9 protein-coding genes and 1 pseudogene are annotated in these 18,749 nt (G+C 65.0%); 3 read left to right on the forward strand and 7 right to left on the reverse strand.

What is annotated here, in order from left to right; translation table 11 throughout:
* Positions 1-54: 54 nt before the first annotated feature.
* Both F3J44_RS03780 and F3J44_RS03785 read left to right on the forward strand, forming a co-directional pair.
* The gene (locus tag F3J44_RS03780; RefSeq protein ID WP_167270697.1) at positions 55-1,971 is read left to right on the forward strand and encodes a methyl-accepting chemotaxis protein; all 1,917 of its coding nucleotides are present in this window, start codon (positions 55-57) and stop codon (positions 1,969-1,971) included.
* Between the two features lie 267 nt (positions 1,972-2,238).
* Positions 2,239-4,182: a methyl-accepting chemotaxis protein gene (locus F3J44_RS03785; protein WP_167270699.1), complete on the forward strand. Its 1,944-nt coding sequence runs from the start codon at positions 2,239-2,241 to the stop codon at positions 4,180-4,182.
* A gap of 74 nt (positions 4,183-4,256) precedes the next feature.
* Here the strand turns inward: F3J44_RS03785 and F3J44_RS03790 are convergent, their stop codons facing one another.
* From F3J44_RS03790 to pip, 7 genes and pseudogenes are all read right to left on the reverse strand, one after another.
* Positions 4,257-4,973: an amino acid ABC transporter ATP-binding protein gene (locus F3J44_RS03790; RefSeq protein ID WP_240158238.1), complete on the reverse strand. Its 717-nt coding sequence runs from the start codon at positions 4,971-4,973 to the stop codon at positions 4,257-4,259.
* Positions 4,974-4,983: 10 nt separating this feature from the next.
* Positions 4,984-5,946: an amino acid ABC transporter permease gene (locus F3J44_RS03795; RefSeq protein WP_167064469.1), complete on the reverse strand. Its 963-nt coding sequence runs from the start codon at positions 5,944-5,946 to the stop codon at positions 4,984-4,986.
* Between the two features lie 78 nt (positions 5,947-6,024).
* A complete protein-coding gene (locus tag F3J44_RS03800; protein ID WP_205299659.1) occupies positions 6,025-6,825 on the reverse strand; it encodes a transporter substrate-binding domain-containing protein in 801 nt (266 codons plus the stop codon).
* Between the two features lie 246 nt (positions 6,826-7,071).
* Positions 7,072-9,645 (reverse strand): glucans biosynthesis glucosyltransferase MdoH, encoded by a 2,574-nt coding sequence (mdoH, locus tag F3J44_RS03805; protein WP_167064472.1) that lies wholly within the window; start codon positions 9,643-9,645, stop codon positions 7,072-7,074.
* Between the two features lie 205 nt (positions 9,646-9,850).
* Positions 9,851-11,269: pseudogene (locus F3J44_RS03810) on the reverse strand (glucan biosynthesis protein G); the annotation flags it as partial.
* Between the two features lie 368 nt (positions 11,270-11,637).
* Entirely contained in the window at positions 11,638-12,075 is a 438-nt protein-coding gene (gene dtd, locus F3J44_RS03815) for a D-aminoacyl-tRNA deacylase (protein WP_167064475.1), read from the reverse strand.
* Positions 12,072-13,043: a prolyl aminopeptidase gene (gene pip / locus F3J44_RS03820; protein ID WP_167064478.1), complete on the reverse strand. Its 972-nt coding sequence runs from the start codon at positions 13,041-13,043 to the stop codon at positions 12,072-12,074. Before pip ends, dtd begins: the two co-directional genes overlap by 4 nt.
* Before the next feature lie 150 nt (positions 13,044-13,193).
* Here pip and F3J44_RS03825 point away from each other — a divergent pair, with 150 nt between their 5' ends.
* The gene (locus F3J44_RS03825; protein WP_205299660.1) at positions 13,194-18,689 is read left to right on the forward strand and encodes a dermonecrotic toxin domain-containing protein; all 5,496 of its coding nucleotides are present in this window, start codon (positions 13,194-13,196) and stop codon (positions 18,687-18,689) included.
* Positions 18,690-18,749: the final 60 nt, after the last annotated feature.

The following is an 18,749-nucleotide window of genomic DNA, read 5'->3' on the forward strand; positions in this document are numbered from 1 at the left end:
TGGTGTGGCATCACTACAATAAAGCCGTGCTGCCACACTGCCGGGGAGTCGAACATGTACCAATGGTTAGCCCAATCGCTGGGCAACGTAAGCGTCAATCGCAAGCTGGGGCTGGGCTTCGGCCTGGTGCTTCTGTTGACCCTCGCCATTACCTTGACCGGTTGGCAAGGCTTGAACAGCGTCACTGAGCGCGGTGACAAGCTGGGCAATATCTCGCTGATCCACCAGTACACCCAGGAGCTGCGCATCGCCCGCCAGCACTACCAGCGCGACCGCAACGACGCCGCCATCGGCGAGCTGGAAAAGGCCCTGGGCAACCTTGAGCGCCAGATCAGCACCATGCTCGCACAGATCGACCAGCCCGCCGACCGTCAGCGCCTGCAGCAACAGCAGGCCGCGCTGAGCCAGTACCAGCAGGCCTTCCAGGACATCAAGCAATCCGGCCAGCGCCGTGAAGCCGCGCGCGGCGTGCTGGGTGACAGCGCCGACAAGGCGGTTGCCCTGATCAGCCGTGTGCAGCAACGCCTGCTCCAGGCCGGCGACCTTGGCCAGTACCAGTATGCCGTGGAGGTCAGCGCCCTGGTGCAGCAGGCGCGCTACCAGGTGCGCGGCTACACCTACAGTGGCAATGCCGACTACCAGCAAACCGCATTGCAGGCCATCGACCAGGCCCTGGCCGAACTCAAGGCGCTGCCGGCCAAGCTGCCCGCCGAATACGCCGCAAGCCTGGATGACGCCGCCACGGCGCTTGCCGGTTACCGCGATGCGGTGAACCAGTTCAGCAGCGCCCAAAGCGCCAGCGAGCAAGCCCTGCAGCGCATGGCCGACCAGGGCTCGGTGTTGCTGCAGACCAGCGAGGCGATGACGGTTTCGCAAACCGAGGTACGCGATGCCGGCACCCACCAGGCCAAGCTGATGCTCGCCAGCGCCACCGTGCTGGCGCTGGTGCTGGGCCTGCTGGCGGCCTGGGCCATTACCCGGCAGATCATCATTCCGCTGCGCCAGATCCTCGCCGCCGCCGAGCGCGTCGCCAACGGTGACCTGCGCCAGGACCTGCAGTCCAGCCGCCGCGATGAACTCGGCCAGCTGCAAGCCAGCATGCAGCGCATGACCCAGGGCCTGCGCGAGCTGATCGGCGGCATCGGCGACGGCGTCACGCAGATCGCCAGCGCCGCCGAGCAGTTGTCGGCAGTTACCGAGCAAACCAGTGCCGGGGTGAACAACCAGAAGGTCGAAACCGACCAGGTGGCCACCGCGATGAACGAAATGGCCGCCACCGTGCATGAGGTGGCGCGCAATGCCGAGCAGGCCTCGGAGGCCGCGGCGATGGCCGACCAGCAGGCCCGCGAGGGTGACCGGGTGGTGGGCGAAGCCGTTGCGCAGATCGAGCGGCTGGCCAGCGAGGTGGTGAACTCCAGCGAGGCGATGAACCAGCTCAAGGCCGAGAGCGACAAGATTGGCAGCGTGCTCGACGTGATCAAGTCGGTGGCCCAGCAAACCAACCTGCTGGCCCTCAATGCCGCCATCGAGGCGGCTCGCGCCGGTGAGGCCGGGCGTGGCTTTGCCGTGGTGGCCGACGAGGTACGCAGCCTGGCCCAGCGCACCCAGCAGTCCACCGAGGAAATCGAGGAGCTGATCGCCGGCCTGCAAAGCGGAACGCAGCGTGTGGCCAGCGTCATGGACGCCAGCCGCCAGCTCACCGACAGCAGCGTCGAGCTGACCCGCCGTGCCGGCAGCTCGCTGGAAACCATCACCCATACGGTGTCGTCGATCCAGGCGATGAACCAGCAGATTGCCACGGCGGCAGAGCAGCAGAGCGCCACGGCCGAGGAGATCAACCGCAGCGTGATGAATGTGCGGGACATTTCCGACCAGACCTCCGCGGCGAGCGAGGAGACGGCCAGTTCCAGCGTTGAGCTGGCGCGGCTGGGGACGCATCTGCAGGGGTTGGTGGGGCGGTTCAGGCTCTGAGCCAAGCGTGTGTTAACGCCAAGATTATAGGAGCGGGCTTGACCCGCGAAGCAGGCGACGCGGTGGATGGCACCGGCTTTGCCGGTGTTCGCGGGGCAAGCCCGCTCCTACAGGGGGGTTGCAGGCTCAACATTTTTCCCACTGTTTGTGGCGAATTTTCCTACATAAGTTTCAGGTCAAGTCCTACAGCCCCTCCGCCGATGGGCAGGGATGGGATGCCGGCACTCCGCCAGCGCCCCCACCCTCTCAATCGGAAGGAGACCTGCCATGTTCGGCTACCTCAACCACAGGCTCGGCAATATCAGTGTCGCCGCCAAGCTCGCCCTGGGCTTCGCCGTGGTCCTGGCCCTCACCCTGGCCACCACGGTCAGCGGCTGGCGCGCCCTGGACGGCGCCATTACCCGCTCGGAACAACTCAGTGAAATCGGCCGCATCAACGACCTGACCAAAGACCTGCGCGCCGAGCGCATCACCTACCGCGTACTCGCCGACGACACCAGCAAAGCGCAGATCGCCGCCACCTTGCAGCAACTCGACAGCATGCTGACCACCCTGCAACAGCGCAGCAGCGTGGACGAGTCGCGCCAGTTGCTGACCCAGAAGCTGCAACTGCTGCAGCGCCTGCAGGCCGACTTCACCGCCCTGCAACAGGCGGTGGAGAACCGCGGCGCACAACGCATCGCCATGCAGGAGCAGGAGCAGAGGCTCAACGATGTGATCGATGAGCTGCAAACCCAGGCCCTGCTGAAGATGCCGGCCGACAGCCAGCAAAATGGCGTACTGACCCGCATGGATACCCTGGGCCGCCAGGTCGAGACGGCCAACCAGCAAAGCCTGGTGCCCGCCTACACCTTCTCGCCCCTCGAAGACTTCGCCAAGGTGGGCGACACCGCCCTGCAAGGCGCCGACAACAGCCTTGGGCAACTGCTTCGGGAGCTGGCCCCGCTGGGCTTGCCGCGCACACTGACCGACCAGCCCGGCATCGAACTGGCCAAATACCGCGCCCGCCTGGACCAGTACCGCAAGACGGCGGTCAAGGTCGAGCAGTTGCAGCAAAGCATGGAGCAGATGGGCAACGACCTGCGCGCAGTGAGCGTGGAGCTGGGCCAGCGCAAGGTGGCGCAACGCGACAGCGAAGCCCTGGCCGCCCGCTCGCTGCTCACCAGCGTGGCCTTGCTGGCCCTGGTGGTGGGGGTGATCGCCGGGTGGCTGATTACCCGGCAGATCACCCAGCCGCTGCACCACACCCTGGCCCAGGCCTCGCGCATCGCCCAGGGCGACCTGTCCCAGGTGGAAACGGTCGAGCGCAGGGATGAGATGGGGCAGTTGCAGGTCAGCATGCGCGAGATGACCCTGAGCCTGCGGGAGCTGATCGGCGGCATCGACAAAGGCGTTGGCCAACTGTCACTGGCGGCCTCGCAGCTGGCGGTGAGCAGCGAGGACACCAAGCTGCGCATCGGCCAGCAGCGCGAGGAAACCGACCAGGTGGCCACGGCCATGAACCAGATGAGCGCCACCGTGCAGGAGGTGGCGCAGAATGCCGAACAGGCTTCCCAGGCCGCCTCGGAGGCCGACCACCAGGCGCAGCTGGGCGATGAGGTGGTGAGCGAGGCGATTGCACGTATCGAGCGGCTGGCCGGGCAGATGGACCACTGCATGGCCGCCATGCAGCACCTGGCGGGGGAAAGCCAGCGCATTGGCAGCATCCTCGATGTGATCAAGTCGGTGTCGGAGCAGACCAACCTGCTGGCGCTTAACGCGGCCATCGAGGCGGCCCGGGCCGGGGAAGCGGGCCGCGGTTTTGCCGTGGTGGCCGATGAGGTGCGTGGGCTGGCCCAGCGTACCCAGCAATCGACCGAGGAAATCGAACAGTTGATCTGCAGCCTGCACAGCGGCACCGACGAGGTCACCCGCCTGATCGACGACAGCAAGCGGCTGACGGAACAGAGCGTGGAGCTTAGCCGCAAGGCAGGGCATGCCTTGGGCCAGATCACCGACACGGTATCGAGCATCCAGGGCATGAACCAGCAGATTGCCACGGCCAGCGAGGAGCAAAGCGTGGTGGCCGAGGAGATCAACCGTAGCGTGATCAGCGTGCGCGATGTGTCGGACCAGACCAGCGCGGCCAGTGAGCAGACAGCGGCTTCCAGCGGGGAATTGGAGCAGCTGGGGCAGCAATTGCGGGGGATGGTGGGGCGGTTCAGCCTCTAGTGCCGTGTCGCGGCCTTCGCGGGGCAAGCCCGCTCCTACAAGGAGCGGGGTTGGCCGCGAAGAGGCCGGTACGGTCAGAGCACCTGGCGCAGGAAGGCCTGGGCCCGTGGGTCTTTCGGCGCAGCGAAGAACTCAGCCGGGGCCGAGTCTTCCAGCAGCTTGCCATGGTCGAAGAACAGCACGCGATCCGCCACTTCCCGGGCAAAGCCCATTTCATGGGTCACGCAGACCATGGTCATGCCTTCCTGGGCCAGGGTCTTCATCACGTCCAGCACTTCACCGACCATTTCCGGGTCGAGCGCCGAGGTCGGCTCGTCGAACAGCATCACCTTCGGGTCCATCGCCAGGGCGCGGGCGATTGCCACCCGCTGCTGCTGGCCGCCAGACAGGCGCGAGGGGAACTCGTTGGCCTTCTGCGCGATACCCACTTTTTCCAGCAACGCCCGCGCCTTGGCTTCACGCTCGGCTTTGTTGCGCTTGCGCACCACCTTCTGCGCCAGGCACAGGTTTTCCAGCACGGTCATGTGCGGGAACAGGTTGAAGTGCTGGAACACCATGCCCACTTCGCGGCGGTAGGCGTTGATGTCGGTCTTGGGGTCGGCCAGTTGCAGGCCGTCGATGGCCACATGGCCTTCGTCGAAATGCTCCAGGCCGTTCAGGCAGCGCAGGAAGGTCGACTTGCCCGAGCCGGACGGGCCAAGCACTACCACCACCTCGCCCTTGGCGACCTGGGTGGTGACGTTATCCACAGCCCGTACCACCTGGCCACGGGTGTCGAAGACTTTCAGCAGGTCACGAACTTCAATCACTTTGCGCAAGCCTCCGCTCGAGCCGGCTGGCGATGTGCGACAGCGGCAGGTTGATCAGCAGGTACAGGCCTGCCACGCAGAACCAGATCTCGAAGGTCGAGAACGACGTGGTAATGGCCTCGCGGCCGCTCTTGGTCAGCTCGGTGATGGCGATCACCGACACCAGCGAGGTGTCCTTGACCAGGCTGATGAACTGCCCGGCCAACGGTGGCAGCACGCGCTTGAACGCCTGCGGCAGGATCACATGGCGCATCGACTGGCCGGCATTGAGGCCCAGCGAACGGGCCGCCTCGTTCTGCCCCTTGGCAATCGACTGCACGCCAGCGCGGACGATTTCCGCCACGTAGGCGCCAGTGAACAGCGCCAGCGCCGCCACCCCGGCGAACTCGCGGGACAGGTTGAGCACGGTGCCGATGAAGAAGTAGAAGATGAAGATCTGCACCAGCAACGGCGTGCCGCGCACCAGCTCGACGTAGACGGTCGACAAGTCGCGCAGGGTCGGGTTGTTCGACAACCGGCACAGCCCGGCAAACAGGCCGATCACCAGGCCCAGCGCGCCAGACACCACCGAGATCCACAAGGTGGTCCACAGGCCCCAGGCCAGCGGGCCGGCCGCCCAGTGGCGGGTGACGCCGATCTGGTCGCCTTCGGAGACGTCGTCGCCGCGGCTCAGTTGCAGGCTGTCCTTGGCCACGTCCAGCACCTGCTCGGCACCGCTCTCGTCCTTCAGCGTAACGCGGGCGTTATCGCCGGAAACGACGATTTCCTGCACGGTGCCGTAGCCGCTGGCACGCTGCGCCTCTTCGGCCTTGTAGGCGAAGTATTGCGGAACGCGGTTCCAGCGCCACTCGTAGGAAATCATCGAAGTGGCCAGGTACAGGCTGAGCGCCAGGCCCACCAGGACCAGCGCGGTCAGCGCATGCCAGGGCCACTGGGCTTTCTTGTGTTTGATCACGTGGGTACTTCCGTAAAAGCGAACGCGCAGGGTTTACCTGCGCGTCGGGGGTCAGAGCCTGGGCTTGTGGCCTGGGCCTTATTCCATTTCCTTCAGCCAGTCCTTGTTCTTGAACCACTTGTCGTGGATACGATCGTAGGTCCCGTCATGCTTGATCTGGTGCAGGAAGTTGTTGATGAAGTTGATGCTGTCGTAGTCGCCCTTCTTCAGGCCAAAGGCCAGCGGCTCGTAGGTGAAGGGTTCTTCGAGGAACAATAGCTTGCCAGCGCCGGCCTTCTCCACCGCCACCACGTTGTACGGCGCGTCGTAGACGAAGGCGTCGGCCTTGCCGTTGACCACGTCCATCACCGCTTCCTGTTCGTTGTCGTAGCCGTGGTACTTGGCCTTGCCGATCAGCTTCTTGGACACCATCTCGCCGGTGGTGCCGAGCTTGGAGGTCAGGCGGTATTTCTCGTCGTTGAGGTCTTTGTACGACTTGATCTCGCCGGCCAGTTCCTTGCGGATCAGCAGGGTCTGGCCCACCACGATGAAGGGTTCGCTGAAGTTCAGGCGCAGGTTGCGTTCCTGGGTCAGGGTCATGCCGCTGCCGATCATGTCGAACTTGCCGGTCAGCAGGGCCGGGATGATGCCGTCGTAGGCCGTGGAAACCGCCTCGAACTTCACGCCCATGGACTTGGCCATGGCCTTGAGGATGTCGACTTCGAAGCCGATGATTTCACCGCGCTTGTTGGTCATCTGGAACGGCATGTAGGTGGGGTCCATGCCCACTTTCAGGGTGCCACGCTTGACCGCATCGTCGATGGCGCCAGCCTGGGCCGCAGTTACCGCGACCAGGGCGGTGACACCGACCAGCAGGCGCGAAAGGTATTTCTTGATCATCACCAAGTCCCTTAGGAAAAAAGAAACCAATCTTATTGTCTTGGCACGGCCGTACCGGCCGATGCGGATTATCGGAGAGGGATGCTAACGCATGGCGGCCCTGGGACCTAGAGCCGGGGGGGACTTTGTTGGCCAAAATCGAGGGATGGCGGGGAATTGAGCGCCGCTTGGGCGGCGCATCGCGAGCTTTGCTCGCTCCTACAGGTGTTCAGCGTAGGAGCGAGCGCAGCTCGCGATAGCGGCCTGTCAGGCGCCGGCGAGTGCCGGTTGGCCTTCGTTCTCCGGGTGCAGCGGCAACAGCGGGGAATGCGGGTCGTTGTTGATCGACGCACGCCACAGGTCGATCCAGGCCGCATTGTGCTGGGCCCAGACCTGCTCGTGCAGGCGGCTCAGGGCCACCGGGTCGCTGAGCAGCGCCAGGCGGGTGCTGAGGTCCAGCCCTTTCGGGCCGGCTTCCAGGGCCTTGGCCACGCGCTCGGCACGCATCGCCTCGATCGGCGCGGCCTGGCCATGGCGGGCAGTGGCCATGGCGCAGGCCAGGGCATTTTGCCGCGGGTCGACCACAGCCCGCACGAACCCGTCATGCAGGGCATGCCAGCGGTTCTCGTGGGTGTACTGGTCGGTGGCCAGCAGCTCTTGCGGCGTGGCGTATTCCTCGGGGATGAGGAACAGCTTCTCGTCCTTGGCCGCCAGGCCCAGGCGCGTGCGGCTGGAAATCACCGACACCGGAATCGACAGCACCAGCGAGCCGACGATTGGCGCCAGCCACCACAGGAAGCTTGGGTTCAACCAAGCCACCAACCCGGCCCAGCACACACCCAGCAGGGTTTGCGGGCCATGGCGGCGCACCGCCTCGCTCCACGGCGTGGAGTCGTCGTCACGCTGCGGCGAGTTCCAGGTCGCTGCCCAGCCGAGGAACGCGGCCAGCACGAAGCGCGAGTGGAAGATCATCCGCACCGGCGCCAGCAGCATGGAGAACAGCATCTCCATCAGCATCGACAGGGTGACCTTGATGCGCCCACCGAACTCGGTGGCGCCCTTGGCCCAGATCAGGATGACGCTGAGCAGCTTGGGCAGGAACAGCAGCACGATGGTGGTGGAGAACAGCGCCACGGCTTTTTCCGGGTGCCACTGCGGCCACAATGGGTAGAGCTGGTACGGCTCGATGAAGTACTGCGGCTCCATCAGCGTGTTGGTTGCCAGCAGCGCGGTCGACAGCACCAGGAACAGGAACCACAGCGGCGCCGACAGGTACGACATCACCCCGGTCAGGAACACCGCACGGTGCACCGGGTGCATGCCCTTGACCAGGAACAGGCGGAAGTTCATCAGGTTACCGTGGCACCAGCGGCGGTCACGCTTGAGCTCGTCGAGCAGGTTCGGCGGCAATTCCTCGTAGCTGCCCGGCAGGTCGTAGGCGATCCACACGCCCCAGCCGGCGCGGCGCATCAGCGCGGCTTCGACGAAGTCGTGGGAGAGGATGGCCCCGGCGAACGCGCCCTTGCCCGGCAACGGCGCCAGGGCGCAGTGCTCGATGAACGGCTTCATGCGAATGATCGCGTTGTGGCCCCAGTAGTGCGACTCGCCCAGCTGCCAGAAGTGCAGGCCGGCGGTGAACAGCGGGCCGTACACGCGGGTGGCGAACTGCTGCATGCGCGCATACAGGGTGTCCATGCCCGAGGCCTTCGGCCCGGTCTGGATGATGCCGGCGTCCGGGTTGGCCTCCATCAGGCGCACCAGGCTGCTCAGGCACTCGCCGCTCATGACGCTGTCGGCGTCGAGCACGACCATGTACTTGTACTCGCCGCCCCAGCGGCGGCAGAAGTCGTCGAGGTTACCGCTCTTGCGCTTCACCCGGCGCCGGCGGCGGCGGTAGAAGATGCGGCCAAAGCCTTTGGTTTCACGGCACACATCGAGCCAGGCCTGTTGCTCGGCCACGGCGATGTCGGTGTCGTTGGTGTCGCTGAGGACGAAGAAGTCGAAGCGGTCGAGGTTGCCGCTGGCGGCCACCGACTCGAAGGTAGCGCGCAGGCCTGCGAACACCCGTGGCACGTCTTCGTTGCAGATCGGCATCACCAGCGCAGTGCGCGCCTCGGGTGCAATCGGCTCGTTGCCGGCGCTGCTGCCCGAAATCTTGTACTTGTCGCGCCCGGTGAGCAGTTCGAGGAAGCCCATCAGCGCGGTCCAGAAGCCCGCCGACACCCAGCAGAAGAGGATGCCGAACAGCACCAGGATGGACGTTTGCAAGGCATACGGCCACACCTGCACCACGGTGTCCCACAGCGGCTGGCGCAGCACTTCGTCGAGGTCGACGAACGACCAGCCCTGGTACGGCAGGATGCCCTTCATGTACCAGCCGGCGACGATGGTCTGGCCGATCATCAGGGTCAGCAGGATGTAGCGGCGGATCGACCCGACCGTACGCCAGCGCGCCGCCGGCAGCTCGCGCTTGGGCGGTTGCGGGGCGTTGGGGCGGCCGGTCATGCGCCGCCACAGGCGAATCAGCACGTTGGTGCGCCATGGCTCAGGCACCACCTTGGTGCGCTTGATCGGCGGTGCGATCTTCAGGCACAGCCGGCCGCTGCCATCGACGCCGAGCATTTCGGCGTCTTCCAGCTCGGCCGCGCTGCCCACGGTCAGGCGTGGGCCGACCGAGGCCTGCACGGCCTCGGTGGCGTTGGCGGCCGGGTGGGCCGCCAGGCGTTGGTGCAGCTCACCAAACGATGTGCAGCTGGCGAGTTCCGCACGCTGCTCATCGCTCAGTGGGAGGTGGGCCAGGTATTCGCCAAGCGATTCTGGCCTTGCGCTTGAGTTACTCATCGGCAGGCAACTGATAGCTCCAGGTCTCGGTCAGCACCTGTTCGGTGGTGGCCGGGGTCCCGTTGGTGGGCGCCGCATCGGCGGCTGGTTGTTCGGCCTTGGCGGGCTCCGCCTTGGCTGCCTTGTCGTGTTTGGCGTGCTTGGCGACGGCCTTCTCGTGCTTGGCTTCCTCGGCAGGCTTGGCCGGCTCGACAGGTACGTCACGCACCAGCGCAGCGCGCATTTCGGTGGACTTGTTGGCTTCCTTGACCTTCAACCGCAGGGTCAGGCGCCAGCCCTTGGTTTCCGGGTTGTAGCGCAGGTTGTTCTCGACCACCTCGGCGTTGTCGCCGACGCTGATCTGGCTGCGTACCGGGGCGTCTTCAGGCAGGGCGGCCAGGGCTGGGCCCGTGAAGTCGACCAGGAAGGCCACGCTGCCGTCAGGCTGGCGGATCAGGTTGGACTGCTTGACGTCACCGGTGGAGCGCATGGTCTGGCTGACCGAACCCAGGTCCTGGGCCTGGAACTGGGCCTCGTTGATGGTCCAGTGCAGGCGGTAGGCGTACTCGAACGGCTTGCCCGGCTCTGGCAGGGTTTCCGGGCTCCAGAAGGCAACGATGTTGTCGTTGGTTTCGTCGGCGGTCGGGATTTCCACCAGGTCGACGGTGCCCTTGCCCCAATCGCCCTTCGGCTCGATCCAGGCGCTTGGGCGCTTCTGGTAGTTGTCGTCGAGGTCTTCGTAGTCCTTGAAGTCACGGTGACGCTGCATCAGGCCGAAACCACGTGGGTTTTCCACGCTGAAGTTGCTCACGGCCAGGTGTTTCGGGTTGTTCAGCGGGCGCCAGATCCACTCGCCATTGCCGGCGTGGATCGACAGGCCTTCGGAGTCGTGCAGGGCTGGGCGGTAGTTCAGCACCTTCGATGGCTGGTTAGGGCCGAACAGGTACATGCTGGTGAGCGGCGCGACACCCAGGCGGCTGACGTGGTCACGCAGGAACACACGCGACTGCACATCGACCACGGTGTCGTTGCCTGGGCGCAGGATCAGCTTGTAGGCGCCGGTGGAGCGCGGCGAGTCCAGCAGGGCGTAGATCACCAGGTGCTTGTCGGCAGGCTTTGGCTTCTCTACCCAGAACTCGGTAAAGCGCGGGAATTCCTCGCCAGACGGCAGTGCGGTGTCGATCGCCAGGCCACGGGCCGACAGGCCGTACACATGGCCCTTGCCGACCACGCGGAAGTAGCTGGCCCCCAGCAGGGTCATGATCTCGTCCTGCTTGTCGGCCTTGTTGATCGGGTAGAGCACACGGAAGCCGGCGTAGCCGAGGTTCTTGGTGGTTTCCGGGTCGTGCGGGACGTCACCGAACTCGAAGCGGCTGGCGTCGTACTTGATTTCCTCGACCTTGCTGGCGGTGACCTCGTTGATCTTCACCGGCGTATCGAAGTGCATGCCCTGGTGGTAGAACGACAGCTTGAATGGGGTCTTGTCCTTGGCCCATTCGGCCTTTTCCTGCAGGAAGTGGATCTTCTGGTAGTCCGCGAACTTCATGTCGCGGAACACAGCAGGCAGGTTGCTTTTCGGTGCTTCGTATTTCTGGCCGGCCAGATCCTTTGCCTTGGCTGCAACATCGTCAAGATTGAATGCCCACAGCTGGCCCGCGCTCATCAGGCCGACCAGTGCCACACTGGCCATCAGGGCCTTGCGCAGCCCGGTGCCGGGGATTCTTGATGCTTTTTGGGGACTAACAATCACGAGCAACCCTCGCCGAAAACAGATCATGAAACCAACGGCCAGCGACAAATGCCGGGTTGGCGAGCACTGTTCGGACCCCGTGAGGGCGTAATGATTCCCCAAACGGATCCAGACAATGCTCGAGTCAGAGTGAAACGAACCCGCGAACGCAGGCTCACGCAGCGCGCGATTATCCAGCAGGATGCGTTACAACGCATCAGGCTGGACTAACTATTTATCGTACAAAACCCCTTGTTTTCCTACAAACAAAGGGTTTTTTAACCTCATATTTGTAACAAGAATGTCACAGGGCCATCATTGACCAGGTGCACCTGCATGTCGGCGCCGAAGCGCCCGCTGGCCACATCGGCGTGCTGTTGGCGCGCCTGCTGGAAAAGATAGTCGAACAACTCGGCGCCCAATGCCGGCGGCGCTGCGGTGGAAAAACTCGGGCGCATGCCACTGCGGGTATCGGCCGCCAGGGTGAACTGGGACACCAGCAACAAGCCGCCCTGCACGTCCTTGAGCGACAGGTTCATCTTGCCCTGCGGGTCACTGAATACCCGGTAATTGAGCAGCTTGTGCAACAGCTTATCGGCATGCTCGCGGGTATCTTCAGGCTCGACCGCCACCAGCACCAGCAACCCCTGGTCGATGGCGCCGACGATTTCCCCGCCCACTTCCACCCGGGCGCCGCGCACACGCTGCAGCAAGCCCCTCATGCTTCTTCCAGGGGCAGGTCGAGCAGGCGCCGCGCCATCTGGTCGGCGGCACGTACCAGGGCATCGGTGATACCCGGCTCGGAAGCGGCGTGGCCAGCATCGCGAATCACCTTCAGCTCACTGTTCGGCCAGGCCTGGTGCAGCGCCCAGGCGTTGTCCAGCGGGCAGATCACGTCATAGCGGCCATGCACGATCACCGCCGGCAGGTGGGCGATTTTCGGCATGTCGCGAATCAGTTGGTCGGGCTCCAGGAAGGCATCGTTCATGAAGTAGTGGCATTCGATGCGGGCAATCGACAAGGCCCGCTGCGGCTCGGAGAAGCGGTCGACCACCAGCGGGTTCGGGCGCAGGGTGGCGGTGCGGCCTTCCCAGGTGGACCAGGCCTTGGCCGCGTGCATCTGGGCGATTTGGTCGTTGCCGGTGAGGCGCTTGTGGAAGGCCTTGACCAGGTCGTCGCGCTCTTCCGGCGGAATCGGCGCAATGTAATCCTGCCAGTAGTCGGGGAACATGCGGCTGGCGCCTTCCTGGTAGAACCACTGGATCTCCTGTGGCCGGCACAGGAAGATGCCGCGCAGGATCAGGCCATGCACGCGCTCGGGGTGGGTCTGGGCGTAGGCCAGGGCCAGGGTCGAGCCCCACGAGCCGCCGAACAGCACCCACTTGTCGATGCCAAGGTGCTTGCGGATGCGCTCCAGGTCCTCGACCAGGTGCCAGGTGGTGTTGTTCTCCAGGCTCGCGTGCGGCGTGGAGCGGCCACAGCCGCGCTGGTCGAAGGTGATGATGCGGTACAGGTTGGGGTCGAAGTAGCAGCGGCTCTGGGCATCGCAGCCAGCGCCCGGGCCACCGTGGATGAACACCACGGGCAGGCCTTCCGGTGAGCCGCTTTCATCGACATACAGCACATGCGGCGCTTCCACGGCCAGATCGTGCCGGGCGTAGGGTTTGATCTGCGGGTAGAGGGTCTGCATCGCGCACTCCGTGTGAGGATTAATTCGGCCGTGGGCCATCATAAACCTGAATTGCGCTTTGAGCATGTGTCTCGGCAAGATCATCTTATGTGCAGGGCGCAGGCAGCGCTCAATAGCATCGGGAGAACTCAGCCAACGTGAGATTTCCCCATGTTCGACCCGGTCAAACCCACAGCCTCCAACCCAGACCACTACCACCAGCTGGTCAGCAGCAAGCTGCCGGGTTGGGTCGCCAATGCCCAGCCCGAGCTGCGCCAACGCATGCGCCAGGCGGCCAGCCAGCGCGACCCGCAGCTTGAACGGGCCTGCCTGGCCCACCCGGCGGTGGCCAAGGCGCTGACGCACACTTATGGAAAGCACCAGCAGGCCGAGGCCGGGCTGAAGGCGCTGCTGGCCACCGTGCCGGCGCTTGAGCCGTACGCCACCGGCCTGCTGACGGAGGCGATCAAGCAGCGCTTCGGGCAGGCGCTCGACGTATCACGCACCTACCTGATGAACCTGCAGCGGGTGGCCGAGCTGAAGGAAGCGTTGTCCAGCCTGGGCGACGATCCCTTTGCCACCTCGTCCCGTGCCTTGAAACTGGCCACGCAATCGCTGCTGCACAGTGCCCTGCAGAATTTCGAGGCGTTCGAGGCGCAGCCCGGGGGGCTCAGCGCCGGCAACAATGCATCAGCCATTCTCGACAGCAACGACGTCAGCCTGTTATCCAGGGCGCAGAAGCTGCCCATCCTCGCAGAGGACTTCGCAGCCCTGGCGCGCGAGCTGGATATCGGTGGCAAGTACCAGGGACTGCTCGATGCGCTCGACCCGCCAGCCGACCAGCCTGACGCCGACGCCGTCCGGGCGGTATTCAAGACTGCCGAGCGCTCCTCGTTTACCTTGCAGGTTCACCACGCCTTCCTGTTGGGCAAGATCGACAGCGCCGTCCATGCAACCCTGCTGACGCTGGACCGCGATAGCCCGGTGGAGCATGACGGGCGCCCCGTACTCTGCGCGGGTGTCGAGTTGCTGCACACCACGCTCACCGGTGCCATGGCCATTGGCATCGACGCCCGCGTTGAAACCGGCGCGGGCCGATTCCCGCCGGGGCCTGAGTTTCCCTATGACGGCTGGCTGGTGCTGTACCTGCCTGGCATGCCCGAGCCCTTGACCCAACATGCCAGCAGGGCCGATGCCGAAGCCTTCCTGCTCAAGCAACTGCCCGCGCTGCGGCGCAAGGAATACCAGCAGTTGCTACCCGACCGCCACAAGGCCGGTTTCCTGGAAAAGCTCACCGACACCCTGGAACCCTACACCTGGAACGCCAGCGGCCAGTTCAAGGAACGTATCCCCGATCCCGATGCCCACGTGCGCTTGCACGTGCAGCCCTTCACCCAACCGTGCCTCGATGCATTGGCGGCCCAACGCCAGCAGCGCCTGAGGGACGACGCCCTGTTCCACGCGGTGCCCACCGCCACCCAGGACGGCATCACTGCCGAGCGGCACCTTGGCTACTTCAAGGCCCTGTCGCTGACCAGCCTCAATATCGCGGCCCTGTTCATCCCGCCGCTGGGCGCGGTGATGCTCGGCGTTACCGTGCTGCAACTGGCCAATGCAGCCTTCGAGGGTATCGACAGCTGGCTCGAAGGCGACCGCCAGCAGGCCTTCGACTACTTGATGGATGTAATCGACAACGTCGCCATCATGGCGGCGCTGCTTGCTGCGGCCCAGGGCCAAGGCATCCCGGTGGTGGAACGAATCCCGGTGGAAACGCCGTCGTTCATCGAAGAACTGCAACCGGTCGAGCTGCCCGACGGCGAGCACCGCCTGTGGAAACCTGACCTGGCCCCTTTCGCCCACGATCAGGTATTGCCAGCAGGACTCAAGCCCGACGCCTCCGGGTTGATTCACCACGCCGGTAAAACCTGGCTGCCAGTTGAGGACCGCGTATTCTCGGTCAGGCAGGCGGGCAATGAGTACCACCTGGAACACCCCACCCGCCCCCAGGCCTACCAGCCGGCCGCCCGGCACAACGGCGCCGGGGCATGGCTGCTGGAAACCGAGCAGCCGCAGACCTGGCACGGCCCTGCCCTGCTGCGTCGCCTGGGCCACCTGAGCGCCCAGGTCGACGAGGCAAGCCTGCAGGCAGCCCTGGACATCTGCGATATCGACGAAGACGTGCTGCGCCGAACACTGGCAGAAAACCGCCGCTTGCCCGCCTTGCTGGAAGACACCCTGCAACGCTTCAAGCTGGGCCAAACCTACCTCTCGCCCGGCGAGTTCGCCCGCGCCTATGAAAACCTGCCCGGCCCTCAGGCGGCCAGCAGCGACAGCATCCAGCGCGTCTATCCCAACCTGCCAAGCCCGGTTGTGGATGAACTTATCCACAGCGCCAGCGCCCTCGAGCGGGAACAACTCGCCACTGGCAAGATCCCCCTGCGCCTGGCCGAGGAAATCCGCGTTTACCAACAGCGTATTCGCCTCACCCGTGCCTACGAAGGCTTGCACCTGGCCGGGGTGCAAAGCTGGGACAGCGACCGCCTGATCCTGCAAACCCTGCAGCGCCTGCCGGGCTGGCCGGCAGAGACAACACTGCAGCTACTCCAGCGCAGCCACTGGCCCGACCAGCTGCATGCCATCGGCCCGCTGGACGCCCGGCCTTCCCCCACCATCACCCATGCCCAAGCCGGTTACATCGTGCGTGAGACGAACCTGCGCGAAACACCGGTAACCCTGCACCCAGACCTTTTCACCGCACTGCACCAAGCCCTGCCCGAGGCCATGGCGCAGTTGCAGGTGGCCGATGGCAAGGCGTTGCAGCGCCTGATGCAGCACAGCCCACTGCTACCGCGCCCAGCCTTGCGCGCCACCCTGGCCATGCAACCCATTCGCCCCGGCTTGCGTTCGCCCATGCGCCTGGCCGATGGCCGCGTGGGTTACCCACTGAGCAGCGGCGACAACGCAGCCCAAGGCAGCACGCGCCAGCACCTGCTCGCCACCGTGCGGGCGACCGGCATCCCGGAGCGCACCAACAGGCCGGCCGAGCACATCCTGATGTCGATTGCCGGCCAAGGCCGCAACCGCCTGCAGATCGTCGAATACCTGACCGCACTGCTGGAAGAACGCAGCGCGCTGCAACGCGGGCTGGACGACTGGAGCGAGGCCATTTCACCCGCCTCTGACCAGGCCGCCCGCGCCTATGACACGCTGCGCGAAGCGATCATGCAGCATTGGTACGACACCGCCCTGGAGGATGACCACGCCCTCGGCGCCGAACTGAGCGTCCAGGGCGTACCGTTGACCGACATCCCCATGACCCTGCCCGGTTTCTTCTACCGGCGCATACGCAGCCTGCACCTGCTCGACCTGCCCAGCGGCACCCTGGCCGGCTGGGGGCAGAACGAGCGCCTGATGCAACGCCTGTTCGGGCTGCTGCCGCAACTCGAAGCCCTGGAGATCAGCCGGCCCTACCACCCTCGGGCAACGCCCTCGCTGCTGCCCAGCGTAACGGGCATCGCCACGGCCCTGCCCAACTTGCGCAGGCTGGCACTGACCAACCAGAACATCGCCTTCACCGGCAGCCACCTGAATGCGCTGGCGGAGCTGGAGCACCTGGGCCACCTGGACCTCAGTGGCAACCGCTTGCAGCAAAGCGGTGACCGGCCAAGCTTCCATGCATTCAACCTGGATTACCTGGGGCTCAACCGCATGCAATTGAGCCAGTGGCCCCTTGGCATCGGCAGCGACGCCCTGGGGCGCCTGGGCCACCTGTCGCTGCAGGACAACAACCTCACCTCGCTACCCGCCTTCCTGCTCAACGAGGCAGACACGCTCACCCGGCCGCCAGCCATTTCCCTGGAAGGCAACGCCATCAACGAAACCCACCTGCAACGCCTGTTGCTCAACGAGCGCGCCGAAACGGCCCAGGTGACCGTGGACCAGCCCTCGGCACTCAATGAGCGCCTGGCTCTTATCCGCAATGAGCGCCAACAAATGCGCGATGCGATCGATGGCTGGGCCCAGGCATCGAGTTCGAACAACCCGCTGACCCAGGCCGCACTGGAAGACCGGCAGCGCATCGCCACCGCGATCAATGAATTCTGGGAGCGCCAGGAACGCGGCCAGCAATACCTGCGCCTGGCACTGGAAGACGTTGCCATCGAGCACTTCCCACGTCGGCTGCCGGCGTTCTTCGGTGGCCGCGTGCATTCGATGACACTGACCCGCCTCAGTGGCACCGCCTCGCAACTCAGTGAACTGCTTGCGCGCTTCCCGAACATCACCCGCCTCACCATCGATGCACACCAGGGTGCAACACCGGCGCTCGCCTCGGCGCTGCTGCGCCTGCCGCAGCTGACGTACCTTGAGTTTCGCAACATGGGCTTGGAAGTCGACCAGGCCATGCTCGAAACCTTTGCCGGGCTTGAACACCTGACATCGCTGGACCTTTCCGGCAACCGGGTCGGCACCATCACCCAGGTGCCGGCCCGCCTGTCCAGCAACCTGAACTCCCTCGGGCTGACCAACATGAACCTGCAAGCCTGGCCGCAATGGTGCAATGACCTGCTGCCCCTGGAGCTGCTGGACCTGAGTGCGAACAACCTCACCGACCTGCCGGCGCACATTCTGGAAAACCTGAACGATGCCATGCCGATCTCGTCGATTTCCCTGTTCGACAACCCCTTGCCGCTGGAAACCATCCTGCGCGTGCGGGCGTTTTCCGACAGCCAGCGCACCTACTCCTTCGCCCTGGACATCCCGGACAACCTGTTGCTGGTCAGCAACTCCAGCGAAGAGTCGCTGAGCCACCCGCACTTCCCGCTGCTGGGCGACGATACCCCCAGGCTGGAAGACTGGATGCTGGGCAACGATGCACAGAACGAGGCGTTGCAGGCCTGCTGGGAACAACTCGAAGGCAGCGACCTGTTGCGCCTGGTGGGCCGCCTGCACAATGCCGCGCCGTTCGTCGACCCCACCACCCAGGCCAGTTTCTGCGAGCGCGTGCGCCTGATGCTGGTGGCGGCCGTGGCCAACCAGGACGAGCGCCCGGTGATGGAAAGCATTGCCGCCGCCGCACTGCCCAACCCTGAAACGGGCACGCAAACCTGCCATGACGGCGCACTGCAGGAGTTCAACAACATCGAGCTGTACCTGATGGCCAAGCGCTTGCTGATCGACGCGGGCGATACCCTGCAAACCCTGCATCGGCGCCTGCTGCAGCTGTTTCGCATCGGCCAGCTGGAGAAGCTTGCCAGCATGCGCACAGGTTCCGGCGACCTGGTTTCGGTGCGCCTGGCCTACCGCCGGGAACTGGCGCGGGAGCTGGACCTGCCGATTGCCGACAGCATGCGCTTTCGCGGCGCCGCGAACCTGGCGCGGGGGGAGCTTTCCAGGGTGTTGGAGAGCGTGCGCCAGAGCGAGCACAGTGAGGCGTTCATCGATTACCTGCTGGCCAATGGCGACTGGACCGCACGCCTGCGCGCCGAGCACAGGGCCCGCTTCGAGGACATAGAGGCGCGCTTCGGGCAGCGGGTGTTGGAGCTGGCCGGTGCCGACCATCCACTGGAGGAGGAACTACGCCTGCAGCAAGGCCTGCAGGATGACAGGGACCAGGAAGCGCTGGCGCTGCTGCGCGAGCTGACCCTTGGCTACGTCAATAACGGGTGAAGATGGCACCGGCGTTGCCGGTGATCGCGAGCTGCGCTCGCTCCTACGGGGACCGGGGAG

Source organism: Pantoea sp. Tr-811, from assembly GCF_011752535.1.
GTDB lineage: Bacteria > Pseudomonadota > Gammaproteobacteria > Pseudomonadales > Pseudomonadaceae > Aquipseudomonas.